Consider the following 2385-nt stretch of genomic DNA (forward strand, 5'->3'; position numbering starts at 1 on the left):
TTGTGCTCGAAAATCTGCTGAGTAGGTCATCTTTTATATTTCTCTTTGCTTGGTTTAAAAGCATTGTACCTTTTCTATTTTGGACTGACTATAGCAGAAATTTTTTATCGAAAAATATAACTGCACAGCGTAAATAGTTAAATAAAAACAGTAAAAAAGGAAAATCTATTCCAACCAAAACCTTTTGACCTACCCTCTACACTGGCCGAACGCTCCAGCCTATCTAAAGATTATGCTATTCTGTATTGGATATATAAGCATTTATTTAGTTTTAGCGAATTTTTTAGTTATTGCTAATTAAATTATAAATCCAGACTCAAATACTTTAAATAGGCGTCCCATATGTTTATAAAAAAACATTTTTTTCATTTATCTATTTTTGCCATGATATTCATACTTTGCAGTAATGCACAAGCTGAAACTCATCAAGATAAAATCCAAGTGAAGGTATTTATCGCAGCGATGTTTGAAATTGGTGAAAATAGTGGGGATAAAGCAGGCGAATTTCAGCATTGGTATAATCAATATTTTACAGATAGTAAGCCTATAAAAGTAGAAGGTGCCCATAGCCCAGTTTATTGTAATTCAGAAGGTGTCTGTGGTTCGGTATTAGGGATGGGTAAAGTAGGGTCTTCAGCGTCCATGCAAGCAATCACACTTTCTCCCAAATTTGACTTTAGCAAAAGCTACTTCGTTCTAAGTGGTGTCGCAGGAACACCACCGAGTAAAGGCACGATAGGTGATGTAAGCTGGGCGTCTTGGCTCGTAGATTATGACTTAGGTCACCGCTGGAAAGCTGAAGAAGGTGAAAAAGGCGCACCTACGTTTACACCACGCAAAGGCTATGAAGATATTCGCCGCTATCAACTTAACTCTGACCTGCTAAAATGGAATCTACATCTAAGCCAGTCAGTTGCCTTAAAAGACTCAAAAGAAGCCAGCGCCTATCGAATGAAATATCCTGATGCAGCAGCACGACGGAGCCCAGCTATCACCGTAGGCACTCATATGACAGGAGATACCTTTTTTCATGGACCAGGGTTGTCTAAACAAGCGCAATATATAGCTGAATTGTATAACGCAGATGATTACATTATCACTGAAATGGAAGCCGCTGCAATAGCACAAGTACTTAACAGAACGGTAGGTATTGAACGCATCATGAGCTTACGTGGCGCAGTGAATTTTGACCAAGGTAATCCAAATGAGACCACGCTTCAACATCTAGATCCAGCGCCAGGGGAAACAGCTGGTGGCTTTGCAGAAATAGTAGAAAATATAGTACTAGTGGGATCAAAAACTGTCGATCACATCGTTGATAACTGGGATGTCTGGGAAAAAGGTGTGCCAAAATTCAAAGAAGAATAAAGAACTCCAAGATAAATTCTAAGTAGTACAACAGACAGTTAATAGTTAGCAAGCAGTAAGTAGTTCCTAGAGTGGGTTTACACTCATTCTGGGAACTACGATGTCTTATAGTTCTACTACCAATATAGCTCTTCCATTACAGCTTGATTAGAAAATAATTAAGCCTTCGATCGGCTTACGCTCGTTAGATAGTATACGATTAAGTAAGCTGTAGGATTCATCCTTGATATAGACCTCTATTCAATCTTTAGCGAGTTTTCTCATTCTATCTAAGTTACTCAAAAGATGACAACATCATTCCGCTCAATAATTAAGGTACTGTATCAATCGTAGTAAAAGGTACTTCTTGTCCCAATATCAATGCCTAATACCTCACGGCTCTCTCCTTTAGCATACTAAAAGGGTAGAAGCGGATATTATGGTGTCTTTTATCGTTTATAAACTTTACTGGCTAGGTATAATATAATACATTTGGTTAGATTTAACGGCATAGTTTTGCCTGATGATAGATATTTCTTTTGTCTTAGAGCCCGGGTTTCGCTTTAAAATAGTACATACGCAATGAAAACATCTATGGTTCTGTAAGTAGTAAGGTTCGCATATACGTTATAGTATTGGCAAAATAATTTTTAATGTTAGCCAAAGAAAAACCCCCATCGCGTGAGCGTTGGGGGCTTTATTTAGAATAGAGAGCTGACGAACGAGAAGAGCACCGTTAAGGCAAAACATTGCTTTGCTAGGCAACGCAAGAGCTATCTACCGGCATAGCCTTCCGTCTTGCACTGCGGACGACTGTCTCCCAGACAGTCGTTACTCCTTGCTCACCTTTAAATAGGATTTGCTACGTAGGTCACTAGGAATAAAAGATAGACACAAAGAAAATCCCCCGACAAGCTAATGTCGGGGGATATTTCAGAATAGAGAGCTGACGATGACCTACTCTCACATGGGCGAACCACACTACCATTGGCGCTACGATGTTTCACTTCTGAGTTCGGGAAGGGATCAGGTGGGGCC

General features: G+C 39.4%; 1 protein-coding gene and 1 rRNA gene. One reads left to right on the plus strand and one right to left on the minus strand.

Annotated features, from left to right (window positions below; all coding sequences use genetic code 11):
• Positions 1-342 precede the first annotated feature (342 nt).
• Complete coding sequence (locus tag ACI2IW_RS13895; RefSeq protein ID WP_404693959.1) at positions 343-1368, plus strand: purine-nucleoside phosphorylase; 1026 nt, start codon at positions 343-345, stop codon at positions 1366-1368.
• A 923-nt stretch (positions 1369-2291) separates the two neighbouring features.
• On the opposite strand, the gene rrf is transcribed toward ACI2IW_RS13895, so the two are convergent.
• Positions 2292-2385, minus strand: a 5S ribosomal RNA gene (gene rrf / locus ACI2IW_RS13900); the annotation flags it as partial.

Origin of the sequence: Psychrobacter sp. NPDC078501, assembly GCF_044900935.1 — a bacterium.
In the GTDB taxonomy this organism is placed as follows: domain Bacteria; phylum Pseudomonadota; class Gammaproteobacteria; order Pseudomonadales; family Moraxellaceae; genus Psychrobacter.